The following is a 7,554-nucleotide window of genomic DNA, read 5'->3' as shown; positions in this document are numbered from 1 at the left end:
GCTTTTACTTTCTTTAAGACCTAATAAAATTTCAGCCAAGAAATGATCAAAATTTGGTTCATTTAGTTTATAAAGAATATTTAAACCTTCTTTTTCTAATCCTACTTCCAATTTAAACACCACACATTTATGACTGATCAATCAATTCTACTAAATTTAACAATCTTAAATGCTGTTTAAATAAGCTATCAATCCATCTGACATTCCAACCTCCCAATAATTTACAAAAGGTGCACCATCAATATCCGGCTGAATAACATCATCAATAATTTCCTGAATACTGACCCCTCTATCTAATTCACGTTTAATTGATCTTAATTTAGATTTCAGAGAGGATGTTACTTGTTTAGCATATCTATTAGCTATATTAAAATCCTTAAAGTACTTCTCAGCTCTTTGCTTATCCACAGCACTCCAATGGCTTGGTGTATTTACGTAATATCTAAACTCACCAGGCTCATCTAAACTTGAATCAGCAATGTAATGCGCTGTGATCCACTGCTCTTCAAAAAAGATAGCTTTATCCAAATATGGATGTATCGTTTGCTCTTCAGCAGATTTTGCATATCCAACTTTCTTTGCTCCCATATTACAATCACGGCAAGAAGGTACTAAATTTAAAGGATAAATACTAAATTGAGGAAACTCCGCTTTCGGTAAAAAATGATCCAAATTTGAAGGATCACCCAAACCACCGCAAAAAGGACACTCACCTTTCGCTGATGTTAATATTGCATCGTAGATCACTCTAGTTTTTTTTGCTTTAGGTACAAAGTATTGCGTGTATAGCTTTTCATAATCGTCTTTAGTACTTTTAATGCACATTGCGTCATGAAATCTAATTAATGGAGTATATGTATAAATTTCCCCCTGATTAATTTTAGTATCATATACACTCGCATCTAAAAGTAGATTTTGTTTATTCGCAGTAATTCTAGGCTTAATGGCTTGAGTATCCGCAATTCCTTCAATACATAAATCAATCAAATCACTATAGTTATGATTAGGTGTAGTTAGCCTTTTCATTGTTAAACACCCCTATCTCTTTCACTAATCATTACCTTTAGTAAAGCTCGACCTTCAAAACCAATCTGATTATTAAACTCATCAATAATATCTTTATAACTTTTTCCTTCATCTACTGATTCTTTAAGCAGACCGTGAAATCCTGAGTTTGAAACCTCTAATCCAAAAACTTCAGTAGTTAAATCACTAACACTTTCTCCAAATGTTTCTATTTTCGGTCGATCTATTTCCATACTTTTTCCATGTCTAAATAATTTCCAGACACAATCACGAGGCACTTCTTGCAGAACAACTGGAGAGTGAGTTGCTATTATTGCAATAGCATTTCTAGATATTAAAAGATCAGACAAAGCTCGTATAAAGGCGGACAATAAAGGTGGATGTAAGTGGCTTTCTGGCTCATCTAATAGCACTAATGAACGTTCATCAACCTTTTCAACCAATCTTGTTATGGTCATAAAGACAACAGAATGCCCTGAGCTCATACGTTTTAAGATATTTAAAACATACTGTTTATAATCTTCTTTCATTATCTGTTTTCTATTTTCATACTCATCACTTTCTGAACGCTCTGCAATTTGATGTATTTTTAATAAATATTGATAATGTTCCTTTAAGCTCTCTAGATTCATTTCAGCAAAATTTGTATCTGATGATAGTTTTTGAATAACATTTACCCACCTTTCAGCTTTATCTGGTTGAGTAAAACAATTCATTAAAGATCGAATACACTCTGTTCTCAACTCTTTAAAACCTAATAGCTGCTCATCATCACCAGGTTTCTTCAATCCCAAATAAAAATAACATGTTCCTTTTGCAGGATCAGGCTGTTCACTTGGTGGAATAAATGGATCAAATGCGCTAAAAGATACTGAGATTAATGAGCTAAAATAATCTTTATCATTTGAGCTATATCTATGATCTCGAGGCTCTATTCGGCATTGTTGTTTATTTTCATGATCACGAATCGCTGAAATAATGCCATTTAATACCGTGGTTTTACCAACCCCATTACGACCAATAATCGCATGAATATTTGTTGGAGGTTTTCTATCCACCCCTACATCAAAATATAATTGAACACCACTCATTTTTTCATTTTCATCACGAATAAAATGAAATTGAAAAGGTGTTGATTCATTATTTCCGTCTAAAACACTTCTAAATTTACCTCGAATTGAAGCAATGTATACGTCTCTTAACAATGAAGTGCTAAAAACTTTCTCATCTTCAATTATTGATATCAATTCTGGATGAGCAACTAAGTCGTTTAGTCCTTTTAAGTAATCTGTTCTTGTTCCTTCAGGCAGAGTACTCAATTTTTTATAGTAATCTGTACTTTGACCTAAAGAAAAATAGTCTTTTGAAAGCTTGGTAAAATGCTTATCTATTTTTACCGATGTTGCATTAGCACTTCCTTCTTGTTGTCCTTTATAAGCAATTTTTATATCACCTAATTCATAGCCCTTGCCATTTTCATCAAATACTTTTACTTGGAATAATGTGAAATATGAAAAATCATTCCAATTATCTATGCGTAAATATGCCGTATTTCGACCTTCATTAGGTAACCATGCACCACGACTTAAAACTTTAAACTTCATCTTAGTAATGTTCCTTGATATACCCATAAGCCTTTTCAAAAAGCTCTTTATCTTTCCCTAAGCCAAACTTATTCAGAGTGATAATTAAGGCTTTCTGGACTTCTCGTGGACCACTTACCGAAGTCTGCCAACCATCAAATCGTGTGACTTTAACAATTTCATCAATCTGCTCGACAATCTGACGGATAATGTCTGGTGTTTTTTCAGGTCGAGTTTCAATAAATAGCTTGGTTAATGCCTCTTTGTTATCCAGCTGAGTCACAGGTGCATCCCCTGTTACACGCTCAGCTTGCACCGTTTCTTTTGCTGTCTCAAGCAAGCCTTTCAACCAATCAATAGCTTTAATCACCCCAGCTTCATAGTCTTGTCGTAACTTTTCTAAACGCTCGCCAAGTTTCACAAAGCGCGGATCATCATGACCACGTAACCGGCCAAGCAAGTTAATTTCTAGTTGTCTTGCTTTACGCTCTTGCTCTTTTTCTGTAAGAGTAAAGATTGCATGCTCGTCCATGGTCAGTGAGCTAATATCATCACGAATACGATTCACATCCGTATTTTCATGAATCATCTGAATCACTTGAGGACCAAGCGCTGCCCAAATTAACGAGCCTGTACCTGTTGCAGGACGAATGCTTTCATAAATCTGTGCAAGCCATTTAAAATCTTGTCGATGGGGATTTAAAAAGTTATCTGGATAAATCGCTGTCCACAGTTTATTCACGACACCAAACGCACGAGCAAAGTTATCTCGTTTTTCATTGTTTGGCAGACATTCTTGGGCAGCCATAATGCCTTCAAAACCCTCTAGTGTCCGATCTACTCCAGGGAAGAAATCTAAACACTTCTGTAAGGCTGGTTGGAATAGCTCTTTAAAACTCTCAATCGCTTCAACCACCTTATCAATATCTTCAGGGTCATAAGCAAGCGCCGTGCGTAAGTTTTCAAACACGCCAAGATAATCGACAATTAAGCCCATCTCTTTTTTAAATCCGTCTTTTTCATACAGACGGTTGGTTCGACACATCGCTTGAAGTAAGGTGTGATCTCGAAGCGGTTTATCCAAATACATGCAGTAGCAAATCGGTGCATCAAAGCCTGTCAGCAACTTCGCTGTAACGATAATGATCTCTAGTGGATTCTCAGCGTCTTTATAGCCTTCTAAAATATCTTTCTGTGCTTGGCTATCCGCATCAATTTTTTGCCAACGCTCAAAGTCATCTTTTTCTACCGGTAATTTGAGCTCTTCTTTCCAACGGCGCCAGTCCTTATTGAGCTTTCCTTTCTTATCGCCATCAGTCACTTCAATTGGCGCACGATCCACATTCATAATGACTTCAATACTGTCCTTACCCAGTTTTTCTCTGAGTAAGTAGTACATTTGCACACAAGCATCACGGTCATAGACTACGACCATTGCTTTAAGCTTTTTCGGTTTTACGTGTGCATTAAAGTGCTCAACAATATCTTCACTGATACGTGCCATACGCTTAGGTGCTTTTAACATAAGCGCCAACTTACCTGCACGGCGTGAAAGCTGAGCTTTTTGTTCATCAGTCAGCTCATTCTCTTGTGCGAGTTTTTCAAACTCAGCATCAATCGTTTCACGGTCTACACGTAGTTCAGCCAAACGAGGTTCAAACTTCACAGGATTGGTCGCAGCATCACGAATAGACTGTTTATAGCTATATTTATTCATATAGCGTCCTTCATCTTCTTCTGCACCGAAGAGCTTAAAGGTATTCTTTTCCAATCCTGAAATAGGCGTACCCGTTAAACCAAAGAAGAATGCATTTGGTAAAGCCCAACGCATTTTCTCACCCAGTGAGCCTTCCTGAGTACGGTGTGCTTCATCCACAAGTACAATGATATTACTTCGGTCATTTAAGCCTTTGGCATTGTCTTGCTCAATCTCAACATCTTGGAATTTAAAGATGGTGGTAATGAGAATGCCACGACTGTCCTGTTCAATATGCTGACCAAGCTTTTTACAGCTTTGTACAGGTACTAGATTTTTAATATCGGCCCCACCAAAGGTGTCATTGATCTGACCATCTAAGTCTTTACGATCTACCACCACCAACACAGTCGGGTTTTTCAACTTTGCATCTGCACGTAGCATTTGCGCTGCATACAGCATCAGTAAGGATTTACCTGAACCTTGGAAGTGCCAGATTAGACCTTTCTTTGGATAGCCTGCTTTCACACGATCTACAATTTGTGATGCTGCTTCAAACTGTGGATAACGTGGCAAAATCTTAATTTTTGTCGGTGCTAAGTTCTTACCAATTTTCACTGATGAATATAGCGTGAATGATTGCAGTAGCTTTAACAGTGTATTTGGATTGAGTAAGCCTGCTGCACTTTCAAGTACTGATGCCATTCCCGGTAAAATTTCATCTCGCTGTTCAGTTTTATGCCATGGGCCCCAATCTTTTAGGCGTGCGTTGATTGCACCGTAGGCAAACGTTTTACCTTCTGAAGCGAAACACAGTAAGTTAGGCACAAAAAAAGGAGCAACGTTACTCCAATAATTTTTTGTTCCATCACAGAAATCAGCAGCGCCGTCTTCCCAGCTTATAGCAGGACGGGTTGCCGTTTTCATTTCACCAACAACCAACGGTATACCGTTTACGTATAGGACAATATCAAAATATGCTTCCGTGGTTGCAATAAAATGGACTTGCTTGGATACCACATAATGGTTATTTGCAAGATTGTTGTAGTCAATCATGTGAATGGTGACATGCTCACCATTCTCACCAAAAGGTAATGACTTCTCTGCTTTTAGCCATTCATAGAAGTTTTCATTGGCTTTGACCAAACCTGTATGTTTGGCATCTAAAAATACCGCACGCAGTTTATAGATCACTTCATCCGCATAGTCTGGATTGGCTTGGATCGCAGGGTTGAGTTTAATCAATGCCTGCTTAAGCCAAGCCCCCACCAAGACATCCTGCGGAGATTTAGGAATTGCATCCCCCGATACAAATTCCCACTTCACCCCATCTAAATTTTGTAGTTTTTGGACAATTGCTTCTTCTGGTCCATTTGATTCGTTAAAAAGCATGGGACTAAATTCTTCCTATTATATTTTCGCCAAATATGATTTTTTTAAATCTAAATAAAAGTGTGTTTGCGATTCATATTGAAGATACAAATCATATGCCTTATCTAAAATTTTAATTGCCAAGCTAAGGTCATTAGGAATAGTAATTTCTTGTATTAAGATATCTTCACTAGTAACAGCAGGGAAACTCGTACCAACAGCTAATAGACTTAAGATATGCCCCATCTTTTTAGATAATGTGAAATAAAAAATAAGTTTCGATAATTTAGCATTATCACAGCTTAGAACCGTAAATCCAGTCGAGGCCACTAGATTATCTTCATCCGAATTAATCAATAATGTAGCTCTATGATTAGGTCTCACATTACTAATAAGCACATTATTTTTGAATACCTGTCTTCTTGCTCTGCCAGGTGCATCACTTAAAATAAAATCTTGTGTATTTTCTAAACGCCCAGGAAAAGATACAGCTGAAATATCAATATATTTAATTCTATCAGTATCTTCTAGAGTCAATTTTCCAGCATTCGCTGAACAAATACTTTTTAATTTTTTCCTTGTCCAACCCTCTGGTAATGTCTCTTGACGATCATAAGTTGTAAAGTAATCAACCAAACGTTGCAAGTAAACTAAACAACTTTTCGCGTTTTCTTTTGAAGCATTAGATACTTTTTCTATCCCTTCCAGGCCTTTTAAAATAGTCTTTTGATTCTCAATGGTTGGTAATTTAAACTTTTGTATTTCGAGAACTTTCCACTTAATCGTTGGCGATAAAGAGCCTTCAGAAATCTCAACAGCTCTTTCCATAAACTGATTAGACTGCATAAAGAACGGTAAAAACTCAGGTAGAATTTTCCCTGGAATCGCTTCAAGTACCATTGCATGCGCTGAACAAATACAATCCCAATCTGCCACCGCAATCTTACGTTGGTACGCACGGCGCTTACCAAAAATGATCTGACCTTTTTTAACTAACAGTTTTTGACCAGCGACATCACTCGGTACGCCGTGGCGAGTAATCTTCAAACTATCAGGATCAAGATGTTCTAAGCCAACATAAATTTCCAAAGTCGTTTCGCTTGGCTCAATACGCTTAGAAATATGCTTGGCAATCTCACCAAACTTAACTTCTTGATATTCCATATTCAAATCAGTACTCATACATCTTGCTCCACTGATTGAATATCTAAACTTTTTAAATCTTTCATCAAATCTGCAACTAAATCTTTTAACTGTTTACGGTTATCTACCCAATCATCCAAAAGCTGATCCATAGATACCGTTCCCTGTTCTTTCTTTAAAGACACATATAAGGGAATAGAAAGGTTATGGTTGTTTTGACGAACTTCATCTAAATCCACCAAACGTGCAATCTCACTTTCTTCAGGCTTAAAGTAAGCATTCACCAATACTTCTAAGTCTTTTTCAGAAAGACGGCTATGTGCACGCTCTCGTGTCACATGCTCTACACCATTAATAAATAGAATCTTATTTTTACGTTCTTTCGGCTTATTTGTTCCTAAAACAACAATACAAGACTCCATTGGAGAGTTATAGAACAGGTTCGGACCTAAACCAATAACGGCATCAATAATGTCTGATTCAATCACTTGCTTACGGATTTCAAACTCTGAATCACGGAACAATACGCCGTGTGGCCATAACATTGCACCACGACCTGTATCTGGCTTTAAACTCTTGGTGGTGTTTCAAAAAGTATGCTGAAAAAAACAATATGGCTTTTGATAAAATAGAGGTATGAAAATAACGCTACAAATCAAATGTCCTACCTGTCTAAGTAACAATATAAAGAGAAATGGCATCAAAGTAGATGGGAAACAAAACCATCAATGCAAA

5 protein-coding genes and 1 pseudogene are annotated in these 7,554 nt (G+C 37.0%); 1 reads left to right on the top strand and 5 read right to left on the bottom strand.

The genetic code is table 11. The annotated features are described in order from the left end of the window. Window positions 1–165 precede the first annotated feature (165 nt). The 5 genes and pseudogenes from CL42_RS15160 to CL42_RS15140 all read right to left on the bottom strand — a co-directional run. The gene (locus CL42_RS15160) at window positions 166–1,026 is read right to left on the bottom strand and encodes an HNH endonuclease (protein ID WP_035270468.1); all 861 of its coding nucleotides are present in this window, start codon (window positions 1,024–1,026) and stop codon (window positions 166–168) included. A gap of 2 nt (window positions 1,027–1,028) precedes the next feature. After that, the gene (locus tag CL42_RS15155; RefSeq protein ID WP_035270465.1) at window positions 1,029–2,630 is read right to left on the bottom strand and encodes an AAA family ATPase; all 1,602 of its coding nucleotides are present in this window, start codon (window positions 2,628–2,630) and stop codon (window positions 1,029–1,031) included. Between the two features lies 1 nt (window position 2,631). Then, complete coding sequence (locus CL42_RS15150) at window positions 2,632–5,697, bottom strand: type I restriction endonuclease subunit R (RefSeq protein WP_035270462.1); 3,066 nt, start codon at window positions 5,695–5,697, stop codon at window positions 2,632–2,634. An 18-nt stretch (window positions 5,698–5,715) separates the two neighbouring features. Beyond that, window positions 5,716–6,858, bottom strand: a complete 1,143-nt coding sequence (locus CL42_RS17305) for a restriction endonuclease subunit S (protein WP_035270459.1) — start codon at window positions 6,856–6,858, stop codon at window positions 5,716–5,718. Continuing rightward, window positions 6,855–7,370: pseudogene (locus CL42_RS15140) on the bottom strand (N-6 DNA methylase); the annotation flags it as partial. The pseudogene CL42_RS15140 and the gene CL42_RS17305, both read right to left, overlap by 4 nt. A gap of 85 nt (window positions 7,371–7,455) precedes the next feature. On the opposite strand from CL42_RS15140, the gene CL42_RS17105 reads away from it, so the two are divergent. After that, window positions 7,456–7,554 (top strand): transposase-like zinc-binding domain-containing protein (locus tag CL42_RS17105; protein ID WP_416202026.1); only part of this gene is annotated, 99 nt, incomplete at its 3' end.

It is taken from the genome of Acinetobacter sp. Ver3 (genome assembly GCF_000632455.1).
Classification (GTDB): domain Bacteria; phylum Pseudomonadota; class Gammaproteobacteria; order Pseudomonadales; family Moraxellaceae; genus Acinetobacter.
The sequence above is the reverse complement of the archived record's forward strand: the minus strand, read 5'-3'. Positions and strand labels throughout refer to the sequence as shown.

Excerpts from the sequence above, each read along its gene's own strand:
- CL42_RS15150 (WP_035270462.1), bottom strand. The coding sequence starts at position 5,697 with ATGCTTTTTAACGAATCAAATGGACCAGAAGAAGCAATTGTCCAAAAA.
- CL42_RS15155 (WP_035270465.1), bottom strand. The coding sequence starts at position 2,630 with ATGAAGTTTAAAGTTTTAAGTCGTGGTGCATGGTTACCTAATGAAGGT.
- CL42_RS17305 (WP_035270459.1), bottom strand. The coding sequence starts at position 6,858 with ATGAGTACTGATTTGAATATGGAATATCAAGAAGTTAAGTTTGGTGAG.
- CL42_RS15160 (WP_035270468.1), bottom strand. The coding sequence starts at position 1,026 with ATGAAAAGGCTAACTACACCTAATCATAACTATAGTGATTTGATTGAT.